The organism is Pediococcus damnosus (assembly GCF_001611155.1).
Taxonomy (GTDB): domain Bacteria; phylum Bacillota; class Bacilli; order Lactobacillales; family Lactobacillaceae; genus Pediococcus; species Pediococcus damnosus.
The window spans coordinates 391,857-407,486 of record NZ_CP012294.1 but is presented as its reverse complement, the minus strand read 5'-3'; the positions used below and the strand labels follow the sequence as shown (position 1 = coordinate 407,486).

Here is a 15,630-nt window from a genome sequence, read left to right as displayed (position 1 = left end):
TAAAATTTATTTGGGAGATGTCTTTATGAAAGCAGCAGTATTTATGGGACCAGGAAAAATGGAAGTTCATGAAGTAGAAAAGCCACAAATTGAAAAACCAACTGATACACTGATTAAAATTGTGAGAGCCTGCGTGTGTGGGTCTGATTTATGGTGGTATCGTGGCATTTCAAAACGAGACACGAACGTCACAGTTGGTCATGAAGCAATCGGGGTTGTAGAAGAAGTTGGGTCTGAAGTTACGGATATCAAACCCGGAGACTTTGTTGTCGCACCATTTACCCATGGATGTGGTCATTGTGCTGCATGTTTAGCAGGTTTTGATGGTGATTGTTTGAATCCGGTATCTGGGACTAAGGGTGGCTATCAAGCTGAATATTTACGATATACAAACGCTAACTGGGGATTAGTAAAGATTCCTGGTCAACCCCAAGGATTATTCTGATGCACAATTAAATTCACTTTTAACCTTGTCAGATGTCATGGCAACTGGCTATCATGCAGCCGCAACTGCTGAAGTTAAAAAAGGCGATACAGTAGTTGTGATGGGTGATGGTGCGGTTGGTTTGTGCGGCGTCATTGCTTCTAAACTACGTGGTGCCAAACGTATCATTGCGATGAGTCGGCACGAAGATCGGCAAAAGTTGGCACTTGAGTTTGGCGCAACCGATATTGTTCCAGAACGTGGGGATGAAGCTGTAAAACACGTGATGGAATTAACTGGTACCGGTGCAGATGCTGTGCTTGAGTGTGTGGGCATGGAACAATCCGTTGATACGGCTGTAAAGGTTGGTCGTCCCGGTGCAGTTGTTGGTCGAGTGGGGATTCCTCAAAAAGCAGATATGAATACGAATAATCTTTTCTTCCGGAATATTGGTTTACGTGGTGGAATTGCAGCTGTGACAACGTATGATAAAGAAATTTTATTGGATGCTGTTTTGGCTGGCAAGATTAATCCTGGAAAAGTATTCACAAAACGATTTGATTTGGATCATATTGAAGATGCTTATGAAGCAATGGACAAACGAACTGCTATTAAGTCCTTGTTGGTCATTAGCGAAGGGTAAATAAATCAAAAATCACGTTAATCAAAATTCATACTGTTTAGAAACTGAAAATATGTTTAAATTGGCTAGTTAAAAGAGTTGTGAGGAAATCAAATGGCTAAAATTGGATTGTGAGTTTTACTGCACTAAATAATTGCTTTGTTATTGTGATCAAAGAAAGTGCAGGCATCATTATGATTAAATACTCAAAACAAATACCAAATCAAGATCAATTAGTTAGTTTATATGCTGCCGTTGGTTGGGTTGCATATACACAAAACAAAGAAAATTTAGAAAGTGCATTTCAAAATTCGGTAGCTATCACTGCATGGTCGAATGAAAAGCTAGTGGGTTTATCAAGAGGAATAACAGATAAGCAAACTATTTTGTTTATTCAAGATGTTTTAGTATTGCCTGATTATCAACGGCAAGGGATTGGAAGCAACTTAATAACTAAATTAGCGCGAGCCTACCCTGTTGGTCAGACAGTTTTGATTACGGATGATGAGGACGCAACAAAGGTTTTTTATACATCAGTTGGATTACTGGATGCTGAAAAAAATCATATTCGTACCTTTTTCAAAGATACGCGATGGAATTAATAATTGTATAGATGGTATTGACGATGTAATAAATGTACGACTGGTTTTACCCGAGACGTACAATGAACCAAAATTGGAGAAACTGTTAGATGACTGATAAAGAAAATGCTGAAAAAATCATGCAAAAGTATGATCGTAATTTTGGAACTTTTTCAAAAGATGCTACACGTAAAGAATACAAAACGGTTCTTCATTATGTAACACAAGAGGCAAATCGTAAACAGCGCGATGTGGCTGGATTAAAATAGAAATATTTGCCTCGTGATTTCTATTTACGAAAAAATAAGATCATTTCTGGATGCCAAAAAAGCATTTGTGAAATGATCTTATTTTAATTTTAAAGGTTGAAAGTACAAAAATGACTTCAGGTGCTGCCATTAAGCAGTTTAGCCTAACGAAATTATGTTGATTACCGCATGATTATTTGTAATAATTAGATAGATTTATTTAAAATTTCGAATTACCTTTGCCAATTGAAACTGATTTTGGTCAAAGTGATAAACAAAAATGGTTCCGTTGGAAAAGCCTTTTTGCAGTTCTTCTGTGGGATCCTGTAGCATGCGTAAAAAATTAAAACAGGCGCCACTATGAGAAACGGCCAACACTTGGCCATTATCTGGTTTTGTCATAATTGAGGTGAGACACGTAAGCATTCGTTTTCCAACGGTATTTGATGATTCACCACCATAAGGCAAGAAAAATGTTTCGTAATCTTTTGGAGTTTGAGGATTTAGATCTTCACTTTCTCCTTCAAAGGCACCAAAATTTTGTTCTTTCAGATCTTTTAAGCGCGTGTAGGGCATGCAATTTTGTAAGATCAATTCTGTTGTATCACAACAACGTTCTGAAGTTGAACTATAAGCGTGATCAAGGTGGATCTTTTTAAAGAATTCACCTAATTGGGTTGCTTGGTTAATGCCATTTTGGGTCAGCGGTGAATCACACCAGCCCTGAATTTTATGTTCCACATTAAAAAGTGTTTCACCATGACGAACAAGGTATAAAGTTTTCATTAGTTTCACCTGCTTAATAAAATTGAGGTTTCTTAGCGTTACCCTCTATTTAAATACTACTCCTTGAAGTATACTTCAAGTCAAGAGGTGAAGATCTTGAAAATTGATGCAGTAGCAAAACAGTTTCATATTTCTACAGCAACGCTTCGGTATTATGAACGAGAAAATTTGTTAGGGCCAATAAAACGAGTAAACGGGATTCGCAATTTTCAATCAGCCGATCTCAAACGGATTGATTTTATTTTATGTGTGAAAGAATGTGGCATGACGCTCGGCCAAATAAAACATTTTCTTGAGATTTATCAGCAGGGTGATGAAACGGTGGCCGAACGATTATCTATTTTACAAAAACAGCTAGGTCAGTCAGAGGTGAAGGCAGCCCAATTAGATCAATCTATGCAACATTTAAAAGCTAAAATTAAAGACGTGCAGGCTTTAATGCCAGAATAAAAAAAGAGATCAAGCTTACCTAAGATTATAGGTTTGCTTGGTCTCTTTTGTGATACCTAAAACAAATTGAGTTTTTAGTTATTCACCGAATGATTACGGGTAATTAGTTTAAAGGTAATTTGACAAATAATGATAAACAAGAGCACATCTAAAGCCCAGCTAAGAATCATTGTGGCAATTCCAGCCCCAGTCAAATGTTGGGTAAGCATGTAGCCGGCAATTGCAAATACGATTAAAGCTAAAGGTGTTGACTGCCAAGCTTGTTTGGTGAGATGCTCACGGCCAATTTTTGCCATGTAAGGCAAGACCGCAGAAAGCGCAATAAAGATAAGTGGAATCACAATGTTTAAAGTTAATTCTTTGGTGTAGAGCACGGTACCAGGGTTGGCATCAGTTGGTCGAATTCCCATAATTGAGAAGATCAACGTAATCAATAAACACCAAAGTCCGACTAACCAAGCAAAGCGATCACTTTTAATAAACTTGTATTCTGACGGATAATCTTTGCTTTTTGCGCGAATCCGCATGAAGGCATAGAACACGAAACTTGTGACAAATGGGGACACAATTCCGTTGATATTTAATAACCAGTTGAACATATCATTGATACTTGGAAGCCAGTTACTTAAGAACAATACCAGCGAAACGATGGCAGTTGTCAGCCAGTACCCATTAATTGGCAAACCATCACTGTTTAATTTTGTGAGGCGTTTTGGCAGATACTTTTTAGAAACATCTGAAATAAAGATTCGGGTGCTGGCATCCAAAATAACAGCCAGTTGCGCACACATATAAACGAATTGGGCAACGGCAAAGATGTACATCAAGGTGTTACCCATGCCGAATTGTTTGCCAAGCGCTTGAAAGGCATAGTAGGAACCATTCATTTTTAAGTCATAAGGCAGATGATGAGCGTTAAAGAAGGCACCCAGTGAGAATGAGCCAAAGACGGTTAGAAAACCGGTCATTACTAAGAGCATCATCATCGCTTTAGGAAAATCGCGATTACCATGTTTCATTTCTTTAACGTAAGGGCCGGCTAATTCGGCACCATTAATGGCAAAAATTAACAAACCAAACGTAGATAAGAAATGACCATCGATTTTTGGAATAAAGGCCTGTAAGTTAAATGGTTGCGTTTCGATGTGGCGGCCATGCATTAAAGCGGCCACGGTCATAACCACAAACAGGATTGTCATGATAAACATGGCGGCGCCACCGACAGTACTCATAATTTCTAGGGATCTATTCTTGAATAAATGCTGGAACCAGATAAAGCCGATAAAAATAATGGCCGTGAAAATGGCAAACATGAAAGTCGACATGTATTTATTGAGATCACCATTTCCTTTAACCAACCAACTGATGGACACAACCACCGAATTGGCGACATCAACGACGTAAGGAAGACCGGCAATCCAGTACAGGAAAGCCACCATGTAACCAGCTAAATCGCCGTTGGTGGAACGAATCCATGATGATAAACCGCCACCTTCGTTTTGAAAAGTGGAACCTAACTGGCCGACCATCATTTCGTAAGGCCAAACGAAGAGGATCAACATGATGATCCAAGTGGTAACAATCGCTAAACCTTGATTATGGAAATTGTAGATTAAATCATCAAAACCAATGACAGTTACAAAATCCATTAAAGCAACCACGGGCCAGCTTATGTAATGCTTATTGGTATCTAAGGGTGAGTCTTTCATTTTTAAATTCTCCTATTTTAATTAATTAGTTTATCTATCTGATTAAAGTAATTAACAGAAATTTGAGAATCCTGAATGGTTAATTTTGTAACGCTGCCGTTACTGGGACTGGTTGTAATATCCATGTCCGGTGCGTAGCGGCCCACAATACTGCGAATTGTGGTGCCATGCGAGACAACCAAAATTTTATCGCGGTCTTGACTGTGATCAATTAGGTAATTAAAACCCTTATCTAACCGTTGCCAAAAATCTTGATGATCTTCGGCCTCATGAAAAGGATCAGCAGCTTTAACGGCGTTTTTTGATTCACTAATATCATGATCAATCAAAAATTCGTGAAAGGTGCGTACGGAACTAATGGGCTGCAAAACTTGGAACCAAGTTTGCGCGGAGTCAGCACCTTCAAAATAACCATAGAATTCTTCTCGAAACTCTGCTAATTGTTTGACAGTGAGTCCCGGCGATTTATTACTATGGACGATGGTGTTGGCGGTATTAAACGCGCGCGTGGTATCACTAGAGTAGGCAGCGGTGAACGGAACATTTGCTAAGCGTTGACCTGCAACTTCTGCATCGTGCCAGCCCTTTTTAGTTAGGGGCGAATCAGACCAACCTTGCATCCGATTATATCGGTTGAAAAAGGTTTGCCCGTGACACACAAAATAAACTTCAAATGTTTTCATAAAATTACTCCTTTCCGTTTAATGTCCGAAAGTTATTGTATCACAGGCCATGACTGTAGTTGTAGCCTTATTTTGGTTTTAATTAATCTAAATTAAAAGATATCGCTTACAAAAAACAAGTAATCCATCGGTTATCAACCAACGAATTACTTGTTTTGGAAAATTAGTTTAGTTTACCGAGTTCTTGACGAATTTCTTCTGTATCTTCTTTGTTGCCAGTAAAAATAATGCGATCATTTAATTCTAGTTGGGTCGAACCGGCTGGTCGGATTACGTGGCGGTTACGAAAGATTTGACTGATTGTAATTTTATTAATAAACGGTAGATTTTTGATTTCAGTCCCTGTGTATTTACGGTTACGAACTTGAACTTCAAAAATTGCGTTTTTAGTATCATTCAAGAGAAGCAAGGTTGACGGTGTTTCAATCAGTCCTCGGAGCATGGCAATGTTTACAGCAGGCGTGTTGTAAACCTCAATTCCGAGCTCTTGCAATTCTTTTTCATGGGCGCTCAGAATATTACGATCTTCAAAACGCACAATGACACGGCGCACTCCGTAAGCTTTAGCCGCCTTTGCTAATTCATAATTTTCTTGCGCGCGGAAATGACCCACAACCAAAATGTCAGTATCAAACACGCCCTGTTTAATTAACTCATCAGCGTCCAGATTGGCCACCAGGTGGGTTTGGACTTCACTATTATAGGTGTGAAAATTCTTTTCATTATCAGTGTACATCTGAATATCATACCAACCTTGAGTGAGCTGCTGAGCAACAGGCACGGTGAAAATATTTGTACCAATGAAATGGACGATTTGTTTCTTGAGATCTTCCGGTTCCGGTTTATAGGCCTTGTTAAAAATCAGAGGTGCTACGATACAAGTCAAAATGGCGGCCAGTAAAAAGGCGCCAGATTGGTGACTATTGATGGTATGCATGTTTTTAGCAACCTGCAAAATGGCCACAACCATCGTAATGGTGGCAGTTGATAAACTGGTTCCGGCAATGGCATTCATGTTTTTAAAGCGTAATTTTAAGATTGGATAGACAGCCAGTTTGGCAATAATATAAGCAATAAAAAATAAAGGAATCAAAGTCACAGCCTGTGGATCACTTAATAGGGTTCGCAAATTCAGACCAATACCACTCATCATGAAGAAAATTGGGATGAAGAAGCCATAACCAATGGAATCTAGTTTATCCTTAGTGCTTTCACTGGGTCGTAAAAGTTTGAGGATGATTCCGGCGATGAAGGCACCCAAAATATTTTCTGCACCGACTGAAGAAGCAACGGTGACCATTGCGACAATTAGAAAGAACGCCAACCGGATATCAAGTTGCGTGGTTGATTTATTAATTTGTTCAAAGAAGTTAAAGAATAATTTAAAGCGGCGAAGGAGGAAAACGGCTACGACAATAATTAAAAGCAGTAACCAAAGACTTTTACTGCCACTACCAAAGAATGAAGCATAAAAAGTTAAGCCTAGCATGGGCACCACTTCACCTAAAACGGCAATTAGGAGCACTGTTTGTCCAAAAGCTTTACTTAGTAATTCGTTTTCCTTTAAAGTAGCAATCACAATCCCAAGGGAAATAGTTGCAAATAAAATAGCTGCCAACCAAAAATCAGAAAAAAGATGGGCCCATTTAAAGATTCCAGCCAGACCTAATGAGATAACAATTACGGTCAGGTAGGACAGACAGGCCAATACAACCGGTGACCATTTTGAATCCTGGGCCGCATTCTTTTTAGCAAGTGGCGAAAGCTCTGTTTGGGGTTTCTTAAATAAATCGAAGTTGATTTCCATCCCACTTAAAAATAAGAGGATAATCACACCGATGTCGGACAGTTGTTTTAAAATGGCGGTCGGATGGACAATGTTAAGCAAACTTGGTCCTAGAATGATACCAAGGATAATCTCAACAACGGCCGTTGGTAAAAAGTTGATTTTAAAACGCGCCATCAACATGGGTGTGATTAGCGCTGCAAATAACATAATAAGTAATGAGACTTGATTCATAATAAGTTCCTCCCGCACCATCATAAATAGGGAATCAAAATAGTACAAGTAATTTTGCTAAAAATGTTGAAAAAGTTTGCAAATAAATTAACTAAAGATGGAAAAATGCTCCAATTATTATTATTAAACGGTTTAGTCCAGCAAAATCAGGTTAATTGCCGTTCTCCGGCTCACCTGGCCTGGAACGGGGTGGCACGATTTGAAGCCAAGAAAATCACTTGTCTTCAAACTCGACCTTTATCTAAGCGAAAATCGCTAAGATAAATTTCACCCCTGAGGCCAAAACGCCTCCGAACTAGGGAAGCTGTTGTCTTTAGATAGCTCGTATGAACGTTGTCATAATAAACTTTTCGTTAAATATAATTTTGAATCAGTCTGAAAGCAGTCGTGCCTACTACGTTACAACCAAAATTTTCTGGAAGACGACATCCTAACTAATTTGATTTTTTTAAACTTTTTGTACTGGATAATTAAGTGGAGCTGTACACTTTCAAGTTTTAGGATTAAATATAAAGACAGTATCGAATTGATGAATGGGGCGGCGAACTCAAATTCTTTCTCTGCAATTCATTAGGAATGGAAATCTCCTTATAGTATAGGAAGGACAATCGTTGAGTTGTCGGCAAAAGAGTGGTATCATATTTACTTAATTTATTAGAATTTTTTGCGGCAAGTTTACGCGCATGAAGTTTCCGATTTTTGTGTCACTTATCGTCACAACAAGCAATTTGGAGGGGTTTCATGACAGATTCAATTCAAAAGTATGAACAAAAGCATCTCGATGGTGTGATCACCAAGGTTCAAGAGGCAATTGCAAAATCCAGTAAAGACGCTAAAAAAGCAGAAACAGACTCTAAATCTATTGATAAGAATTTTTCAAATGAAGTTCGTATAAATACAAGCACATATTCTGGAATGATGGATACGGCGATTTCGGTCCGTCAGCAGCAACAATTACTATCAGAGCGTCAAAATAGTTGGCAACACGCAAGTCAACAATTAAACGTCTTAAAACGACTTGAAAAACGGCCTTATTTTGCGCGCATTGATTTTCATGAGGCCGGTGAAAAAAGTGACGAGACTATCTATATTGGGCTCGGATCATTTTCAGATACGCCAGATCATTTTCTGATTTATGATTGGCGGGCACCAATTTCAAGCGTTTATTATGATGGCGAATTAGGAAATGTTTCCTACGAAACGCCCGATGGCACACAAGAAGTTGACGTAAAGCTTAAACGTCAATTTACCATTGAAGACGGCAAAATCGTCACGGTGTTTGATACGAATGAAACCATTGGCGATCAAATGCTGCTTAAGGCACTTGGAAACTCTTCTGATACTAAGATGAAGAGTATTGTTTCAACCATTCAAAAAGAACAAAACAAGATTATTCGGGATACGCATTCGGATCTTTTGTTTGTGCAAGGAGCTGCCGGATCTGGTAAAACGGCCGCAATTTTGCAGCGAGTGGCCTATCTTTTGTATCGTTATCGGGGAAATTTAACGGCTAGTCAAGTAATCATGTTTTCGCCAAACCAAATTTTTAATGATTACGTCGATCAAGTGTTACCCGAACTTGGCGAACATAACATGGTTCAAATGACCTACTATCAATTTACCAAACGTCGCATTCCTAATATGGAAGTCGAAACGTTGCAACAACGTTTTGAGAGTCGGACAGATTCAGTTTCCAAAAAGATTCGAACCTTAGAAAATAGTTTGGTTTATTTTGATGCTGTGACTAAATATGCTGAACATCTCGGCTCGGCTGATATGAAGTTCCGTAATTTGATGTTCCATGACAAGCCATTTGCCAGTCAGGAAAAAATTCAAGGAATCTATTACGGTTATAATGAAAACTATCGTTTGGGGAATCGGTTGGATGCGACGAAAGAAGCGTTGCTAAAATCGTTGAATTCACGAATTGGTAGTGAAGTTCGCTCTAAATGGGCCGAACAAGCTGTTCAATCGTTGAACCATGAAGATCTTGAGAAACTTTACGGTGGTGAACCTAAAGAGTTTGATGATAGTGACAAAGAATTTAAATTTTTGGCACGTAAACTGGTTATTCAAGCTCTGCAACCTGTAAGAAACGCGATTGTGCATAATCGGTTCCTAAACATCAATGCACAGTATGTCCACTTTTTAAGAAGTGTGCCACATTTGATTAATTTGGAGAAGGCTGGTTTAACACAGGCTGATTGGCAGACCTATGTGGAAGAGGTTGTCGCCAGTTTGAAGAACCATGCGATCTCTTTGAATAATACTTCTGCCTACCTGTACCTCTATGATTTAATTGTTGGGAAAAAGGGCGAACGGGATATGCGCTATGTCTTTATTGATGAAATTCAAGATTACACAGCCTTTCAATTAGCTTACCTAAAGTACAATTATCCACGCGCTAAGTTTACTTTATTGGGTGATTTGAATCAGTCCATTTATAGTAACGAAAGTACCTCTACGTTGTTGGCTGAGTTATCCACTATGTTTGATAAAGAGAAGACGCGAGTTATTCAACTTGAAAAATCTTATCGATCTACACAGCAAATTACCGATTTTACAAAAGAAATTTTGAAAAATGGTGAGGCGATTGAGGCCTTTCATCGAGAAGGCGACTTGCCAGTTGTCAGCGTGAAACCTAGTTTTGATTTGGCTGTCAAACGCGTCCAAGCGCAAATGTCCCAAAATCAAAAAGATGGCGAATCTACGGCAATCATTGGTAAATCTGTGGCCGAGTGTCAAAAGATTACCGAGGGCCTGCGTAACCAGGGCGAACGCGTGACGTTAATTAAAACAGAGAACCAACGGCTTGCCGAAGGGGTTGTGGTTGTTCCTTCATACTTGGCCAAGGGACTTGAATTTGATGATGTGATTGTCTGGGATGCTTCCGATGCTATGTATCACGATGAAGATGAACGTCAGTTACTTTATACAATTTGTTCGCGAGCCATGCACCGGTTGACAATTGTTGCGACTGAAAAAATGTCACGCTTGTTGGATCGGATTGATTCAAGTTTGTATAAACTGGATTAAGTTTTAGTGGAGAAATGAAATGGTAGAAGAAGATCGTAGTTACTATCGATTTTTAAAGGATGATTGGAAAAAGCTTGCTCCAGAAGCCAAATTGCCATTATCTGGGCAACAATTAAAGGCAATCAAGGCCTTAAATGACCGAATTTCCTTACAGGATGTTCAGGATATCTATGTCCCGCTTGTTCACCTGCTGATTAAGAAATTTTGCAGTTTTCAAGACTGGCAAGCTACAAAAACAAATTTTTTGAGTTTGCCAGAAAAAAAGGTGCCGTTTGTGATTGGCATTTCCGGTAGTGTGGCAGTTGGTAAAAGTACGACCGCCAGATTGCTACAGGTCCTACTGACAAATTTCTTTCCTAAATTAAAGTCACAACTAATTACAACCGATGGCTTTTTGTATTCAAACGCGGAACTTGAAAAAAGAGGTATTTTAGCTCGCAAAGGGTTTCCAGAAAGCTATGATATGGAAAGCCTTCTGGATTTTATGGGTTCGGTTAAAAATGGTCAAAAAAAGATCCAGGTACCACTGTATTCGCATCAAAGCTATGATGTTTTGCCCGATCAGTTTGAAACGGTTAATAATCCTGACATTTTGATTGTTGAAGGAATTAACGTTTTACAGTTACCTTCCAATCAAAACATTTACATTAGTGACTTTTTCGATTGGTCTGTATATGTTGATGCAGATCCTGAATTGATTGAGAAGTGGTTTTTAGAACGCTTTGGTATTTTGCTAGATACGGCCTTTCATAATCCAGACGATTACTATTACGAATACGCTCAATGGCCACGTGAAAAAGCCTTTGCGGAAGCCAAAAAGGTTTGGAAAACTGTTGATTTGCCTAACTTGAATGAGTTTATTTTACCAACCCGTTCCCGAGCCAATTTGATTTTGCATAAGATTGAACACCACGCCATGGATAAGGTGTATTTACGAAAATACTAAGTTTAACTTGATAATTATATTAAATAAGCCAGTTTGGGACAAATCATGTTTCAAACTGGCTTTACTTTAAGCTTTATAATAGATAGAATTAAACCAGAATGTTTTTATTACTCAAACTAATATTAATGAGGTGAAAGGCTTGGCGAATGTAGATTTATCGCAATTTGATAAAATCATTGTTTTGGATTTTGGAAGTCAGTATAACCAACTAATCACACGAAGAATTCGCGAATTTGGCGTTTATTCGGAATTGATGTCACACAAGATTTCAGCAGATGAAATTCGAAAACTCAATCCGAAAGGAATCGTGTTTTCTGGTGGACCCAACAGTGTCTATGATGAGGATGCTTTTCGGGTTGATCCAGAAATTTATAAGTTGGGCATTCCAATTTTAGGAATCTGTTATGGGATGCAGTTGATGGCCTATAACTTAGGTGGAAAAGTTGAATCAGCAGATAATCGTGAATACGGTCATGCTGATATTGATGTGACAGATGCACAAACACCTTTGTTTAAAGGCTTACCAAGTCATCAAACAGTCTGGATGAGTCATGGTGATTTAGTTAAACAGGTGCCCGAAGGTTTTACTTCTGTGGCAACCAGCAAGAACTGTCCCATTGCTTCAATTGAAGATCCAAAACGTAAATTTTACGGAATTCAATTTCATGCTGAGGTTCGTAATACCCAGTATGGAAATGAGATTCTGAAACATTTTGCATTTGATGTCTGTGAAGCGAGTGCAAACTGGTCGATGGATGATTTCATTGACTTGCAAATCAAAAAGATTCGTGAAGAAGTTGGCGATCGTAAAGTCTTACTTGGTCTTTCTGGTGGAGTGGATTCCAGTGTTGTTGGTGTTTTATTGCATAAAGCCATTGGAAATCAATTAACCAGTATTTTTGTTGACCACGGTCTGTTGCGTAAGGGCGAAGCTAAACAAGTAATGGACAGTCTTGAAGGTAAGTTTGGTCTGAACGTTGTTAAAGTGGATGCTCAAAAACGATTCATGGACAAATTGGTCGGTGTTTCTGATCCTGAAAAGAAACGCAAGATTATCGGCAATGAGTTTATTCAAGTATTTAATGATGAAGCTCAAAAATTACATGGCATTGATTTCTTAGCACAAGGCACTTTGTATACTGATGTGATTGAAAGTGGAACTGATACAGCGCAAACGATTAAATCTCATCATAACGTGGGTGGTTTACCAAAGGACATGCATTTTACGTTGATCGAACCGTTACGGACTTTATTTAAAGATGAAGCACGTGATTTAGGCGAGAAACTAGGGATGCCTTCCGATTTAGTTTGGCGACAACCATTCCCAGGTCCTGGTTTGGGAATTCGAGTTCTTGGTGAAATTACTGAAGATAAATTAAACATTGTACGCGATAGTGATTGGATTTTGCGTGATGAAATTAAAAAAGCTGGCTTAGATCGTGATATCTGGCAGTACTTTACTGTTTTGCCTGGCATTAAGAGTGTTGGTGTCATGGGTGATGGCCGGACATATGATTATACGGTTGGAATTCGGGCGGTTAATTCCGTTGATGGGATGACGGCAGACTTTGCCCGCATTCCGTGGGATGTGCTTCAGAAGATTTCTGTGCGCATTGTAAACGAAGTTGATCATGTTAATCGAATCGTGTATGACATCACGAGCAAGCCCCCGGCAACGGTAGAATGGGAATAAAAACCAGTGTGTTATGGAAGAGAAACATCAATAAAATAATGTTTCTTCATTATTAGAATAATCTGGTTTCCCATCATTTTCTTTAATAAACCTCTGTCAGGATAAGTCTTGGCGGGGGTTTATTTTGTTTATTTCTACATTTTTGATTCGATATTGTTTAAATGTGCAGAAGAAGCTGTTTCATGGAGTATAGAAAATAAATTCCGGGCATACGAATAAAAATGACTGGCATGAAAGATATTAGCAGTAAATAGGGAATAGGAAGAAATATTATGAAAAATAACAAAATTAAATTGGCAACGGCATTAGTTGCTGGAGCGTTAATCTTAACCGGATGTGGAACGCAGGCCAAAACAAGTAAGGTAGCAAGTCAAAAAACGACTTCTAGTTCGGTAAAAAGTAACAGTAGTAAGCGTAATACCAGTAAGGAAGCTTCAAGTAAAGTGACTAGCTCTTCAAGCCAAAAACAAGCAGATACTTTATGGGATAGTACGAAAGATGCACAACTAAAAACGTTCATTGATAAATGGGCACCAACAATGAAACAAAGTTATGTTAAGTATGACGGTGAGCATTCGATAAAAACTTCAGTAGGAACTGTTTATCCTGATAATTTGACCAAGGTAACCGTGAATGGTGCAAAAACTTCAATTGGCTGGAGTAAGAACGGCAAAGGGAGTAATTCATATAACGTGGTTGCCATATACAATTACAATGGGACAGAGCCGCCACTACCAAATCATATTACATACTTTTTTGCCTTTCATGATGGTGAGCCCGTTGTGTTGGTAGATCAGAGTAGAGATGGAACTCCTGATTTAGGAGAAACTCAAAATACAGCCGTTAAATCAAACTTTGCCAAAATTGCAGGTGGTACGCAAGTTAGTTCGACTGAGTCAAGTGCAAGTAATAGCTCGGTTACAACGTCAAAAATCAATGATAAAACAATTGGTGTACTTGTGTCCTTGATGACAGATCCAAAGTGGTTTAAAGAGTACGTTGATGGAACAATGTGGTATGGAACCAATTATGACGGTCATGGTAGTAAAGTTGATGGCTATAGTTATATGACAGCTAATGGCGATCCAACTAGCTTTATTTACTACAAAACAAATGGTAATATCGTAACTTATAAAGAATGGATACCACGTAAATCAGTTGCGGATGGCTATTTTAGAACCAAAACGGTCACGTTAACCAGACTTAAAAATGATTATTACAGTACGCAATCGCAAAAGGCTAAGATTCGAACATACCTAGATGCAATCAAGCCAGAAAGTAGCTACAATGATAGTCTTGATAAATAAGTTGATAGGCTACGGCAAATTAAGGGTTACAGTTAAGTGGATATATCAATTTAGAATTATGTCATGACAATGTGTTACACATTAAATGAAGAAATATAAGACGCTAAAACGTCTTTTTTTTAGATTTTTTTAGTGAATAGATACAATGTAAAGTAGATGTTTAACAATAGTCCAATAGGCTTTGTTGTATAATGTGGTTAAAGAAAACTCAAGTTCGAGTTGTCACAAAACGATGGGAGCCCTAAAAGCTATGCAATACGCTGATAAATACAGTTTAACTCGTGAACAAAATATTAGATTTGCAAAAAAAAATTTCACAAGGTTAGTGCACACCAATTCCCGATTTGAAGGGGTTAGTACGACTTTGCCTCAAACTCAGACAATTATGGATGGGATGGGTGTTTCTGGTGTCAGTGTAAAGGATATGAATACAATTGTGAACTTGAAGCGTGGCTGGGAAATGGTTGTGCAACCACAAAAAGAAGCGCTAACATTAAATTATATGAAAAAAATTAATGCAGTTGTCGCGGCACAAGACTCATTGGCACCGGGAGAGTTACGTACTGGTGGCGGTTTGGTACAAATTGGAAGTGATGAAGATTTTGTGCCAGATCCGGTAAACGAAAAAAAAGAGCAAAAGTTTTTAACTGAATTATTGGCTAATTCTGCTATTAGTATAACTGACAAAGCTATGACTCTAATGTATCATAGCATGCGAAACCAGATTTTTTGGGATGGCAATAAAAGGACAGCCACGTTAGTTGCTAATAAATTGATGATTGATAATGGGGTGGGCCTTATTAATATCCCGCTCAATCATTGGGAAAAGTGGAACGAATTAATTGCGGATTATTACCGTTCAAATGATATGGGTGCCATTAAAAAATGGACCTATGAAGTTGGCGTCCAAGGAGTGCAGCTACCTTAAAGAGTTTGAAAATGAAAAGAGAGTTTAGAACTAATAAGGACGAAAGGGCTAACCATTAAAAATCGTTCGTTAACAAACATCGAAGCCATTGATCGTTATGCGGTCGTGTCTTTTTATCTTGCTGATCAGATTAGATTATTTTATAAAGTGGAACACAAGCCAGTTTTATAACTTATAAGTAAATATCAAGAGCCGTT

General features: G+C 38.4%; 12 protein-coding genes and 1 pseudogene. 9 read left to right on the top strand and 4 right to left on the bottom strand.

The genetic code is table 11. The features are described from left to right. The first annotated feature begins 25 nt into the window (after nucleotides 1-25). From ADU73_RS02015 to ADU73_RS10560, 3 genes and pseudogenes are all read left to right on the top strand, one after another. Nucleotides 26-1,067: pseudogene (locus ADU73_RS02015) on the top strand (zinc-dependent alcohol dehydrogenase family protein). Between the two features lie 173 nt (nucleotides 1,068-1,240). Beyond that, nucleotides 1,241-1,648, top strand: coding sequence for a GNAT family N-acetyltransferase (locus ADU73_RS02010; protein WP_046872360.1), 408 nt, complete (start codon nucleotides 1,241-1,243; stop codon nucleotides 1,646-1,648). An 89-nt stretch (nucleotides 1,649-1,737) separates the two neighbouring features. Continuing rightward, a complete protein-coding gene (locus ADU73_RS10560) occupies nucleotides 1,738-1,896 on the top strand; it encodes a hypothetical protein (protein WP_100077841.1) in 159 nt (52 codons plus the stop codon). A 195-nt stretch (nucleotides 1,897-2,091) separates the two neighbouring features. Here ADU73_RS10560 and ADU73_RS02005 read toward each other — a convergent pair whose 3' ends face one another. Beyond that, the gene (locus tag ADU73_RS02005; protein WP_046872352.1) at nucleotides 2,092-2,661 is read right to left on the bottom strand and encodes a histidine phosphatase family protein; all 570 of its coding nucleotides are present in this window, start codon (nucleotides 2,659-2,661) and stop codon (nucleotides 2,092-2,094) included. 96 nt (nucleotides 2,662-2,757) lie between these two features. On the opposite strand from ADU73_RS02005, the gene ADU73_RS02000 reads away from it, so the two are divergent. Then, nucleotides 2,758-3,111, top strand: a complete 354-nt coding sequence (locus ADU73_RS02000) for a MerR family transcriptional regulator (protein ID WP_046872353.1) — start codon at nucleotides 2,758-2,760, stop codon at nucleotides 3,109-3,111. A 74-nt stretch (nucleotides 3,112-3,185) separates the two neighbouring features. Here the strand turns inward: ADU73_RS02000 and ADU73_RS01995 are convergent, their stop codons facing one another. The 3 genes from ADU73_RS01995 to ADU73_RS01985 form a co-directional block, all read right to left on the bottom strand. Continuing rightward, entirely contained in the window at nucleotides 3,186-4,820 is a 1,635-nt protein-coding gene (locus ADU73_RS01995; protein WP_062913127.1) for an APC family permease, read from the bottom strand. A 17-nt stretch (nucleotides 4,821-4,837) separates the two neighbouring features. Then, a complete protein-coding gene (locus ADU73_RS01990; RefSeq protein ID WP_062913126.1) occupies nucleotides 4,838-5,503 on the bottom strand; it encodes a histidine phosphatase family protein in 666 nt (221 codons plus the stop codon). Between the two features lie 163 nt (nucleotides 5,504-5,666). Then, nucleotides 5,667-7,523 (bottom strand): cation:proton antiporter family protein, encoded by a 1,857-nt coding sequence (locus ADU73_RS01985; protein WP_062913125.1) that lies wholly within the window; start codon nucleotides 7,521-7,523, stop codon nucleotides 5,667-5,669. A gap of 741 nt (nucleotides 7,524-8,264) precedes the next feature. Between ADU73_RS01985 and helD the strand changes: the two genes are divergently transcribed. The 5 genes from helD to ADU73_RS01955 all read left to right on the top strand — a co-directional run bounded on the left by helD (nucleotide 8,265) and on the right by ADU73_RS01955 (nucleotide 15,433). Further along, complete coding sequence (gene helD, locus ADU73_RS01975) at nucleotides 8,265-10,559, top strand: RNA polymerase recycling motor HelD (protein WP_062913124.1); 2,295 nt, start codon at nucleotides 8,265-8,267, stop codon at nucleotides 10,557-10,559. 19 nt (nucleotides 10,560-10,578) lie between these two features. Further along, on the top strand, nucleotides 10,579-11,505 hold the full coding sequence (gene coaA, locus ADU73_RS01970) for a type I pantothenate kinase (RefSeq protein ID WP_046872239.1): 927 nt from the start codon (nucleotides 10,579-10,581) through the stop codon (nucleotides 11,503-11,505). 139 nt (nucleotides 11,506-11,644) lie between these two features. Continuing rightward, a complete protein-coding gene (gene guaA, locus ADU73_RS01965) occupies nucleotides 11,645-13,198 on the top strand; it encodes a glutamine-hydrolyzing GMP synthase (protein WP_056986278.1) in 1,554 nt (517 codons plus the stop codon). A gap of 272 nt (nucleotides 13,199-13,470) precedes the next feature. After that, nucleotides 13,471-14,505 (top strand): Lreu_0056 family protein, encoded by a 1,035-nt coding sequence (locus ADU73_RS10310; protein WP_046872241.1) that lies wholly within the window; start codon nucleotides 13,471-13,473, stop codon nucleotides 14,503-14,505. A 250-nt stretch (nucleotides 14,506-14,755) separates the two neighbouring features. Next, nucleotides 14,756-15,433 (top strand): Fic family protein, encoded by a 678-nt coding sequence (locus ADU73_RS01955; protein ID WP_046872242.1) that lies wholly within the window; start codon nucleotides 14,756-14,758, stop codon nucleotides 15,431-15,433. Nucleotides 15,434-15,630 lie beyond the last annotated feature (197 nt).

Coding starts and splice junctions, on each gene's coding strand:
- ADU73_RS02010 (WP_046872360.1), top strand. CDS start 1,241: ATGATTAAATACTCAAAACAAATACCAAATCAAGATCAATTAGTTAGT.
- ADU73_RS10560 (WP_100077841.1), top strand. CDS start 1,738: ATGACTGATAAAGAAAATGCTGAAAAAATCATGCAAAAGTATGATCGT.
- ADU73_RS02005 (WP_046872352.1), bottom strand. CDS start 2,661: ATGAAAACTTTATACCTTGTTCGTCATGGTGAAACACTTTTTAATGTG.
- ADU73_RS01995 (WP_062913127.1), bottom strand. CDS start 4,820: ATGAAAGACTCACCCTTAGATACCAATAAGCATTACATAAGCTGGCCC.
- ADU73_RS01990 (WP_062913126.1), bottom strand. CDS start 5,503: ATGAAAACATTTGAAGTTTATTTTGTGTGTCACGGGCAAACCTTTTTC.
- ADU73_RS01985 (WP_062913125.1), bottom strand. CDS start 7,523: ATGAATCAAGTCTCATTACTTATTATGTTATTTGCAGCGCTAATCACA.
- helD (WP_062913124.1), top strand. CDS start 8,265: ATGACAGATTCAATTCAAAAGTATGAACAAAAGCATCTCGATGGTGTG.
- coaA (WP_046872239.1), top strand. CDS start 10,579: ATGGTAGAAGAAGATCGTAGTTACTATCGATTTTTAAAGGATGATTGG.
- ADU73_RS10310 (WP_046872241.1), top strand. CDS start 13,471: ATGAAAAATAACAAAATTAAATTGGCAACGGCATTAGTTGCTGGAGCG.
- ADU73_RS01955 (WP_046872242.1), top strand. CDS start 14,756: ATGCAATACGCTGATAAATACAGTTTAACTCGTGAACAAAATATTAGA.